At 58.9% G+C, this 504-nt stretch carries 1 protein-coding gene; it reads left to right on the top strand.

Annotated elements, in window-relative coordinates; translation table 11 throughout:
- Positions 1–106: 106 nt before the first annotated feature.
- Positions 107–504: helix-turn-helix domain-containing protein (locus BCA01S_RS36405; protein ID WP_255218501.1), on the top strand; the 398-nt coding region annotated here is incomplete at its 3' end.

Genomic DNA, 504 nt, shown 5'->3' with positions numbered 1-504 from the left:
ATACGCGCATAAAACTGACCCACTTCCGCTAGAAATTTGCATCGAAAATTGACCCACATGTTCAACTGCCTGCTTGGACGCCAAGCAGGAGAACGGAGTGATAACCGTGAGCATGTTGGCCAAGATTCGGCGGATGCATTTCCGCGATGGCGTCCCGCTTCGGGACATTGCGAGGCAGACGGGGCTTTCGAGAAACACGATTCGACGATGGTTGCGCGAGCCCTCGGCGAGCGAGCCGAAATTCGCGAAACGCGTCAGCAACAGCGTCGTCGACCCGTGGTCGGAGCAACTGCGACTTTGGCTGGTCGCCGATTTGCGACGTACGAGACGGGAACGGCGCTCAGCGACGCAGATGTACGAGGATTTACGGGCGGCGGGCTACGACGGCAGCTACGACCGAGTGTGCGCCTTTGTACGCAACTGGAAGAAGGAGCGCGATGCGGGGGCGCAACGTGGCGCCTTTGTGCCACTCGCCTTCGAATATGGCGAAGCATTCCAGTTCGA

Source organism: Paraburkholderia caledonica NBRC 102488 (genome assembly GCF_000685095.1).
Classification (GTDB): domain Bacteria; phylum Pseudomonadota; class Gammaproteobacteria; order Burkholderiales; family Burkholderiaceae; genus Paraburkholderia; species Paraburkholderia caledonica.
The sequence above is the reverse complement of the archived record's forward strand: the minus strand, read 5'-3'. Positions and strand labels throughout refer to the sequence as shown.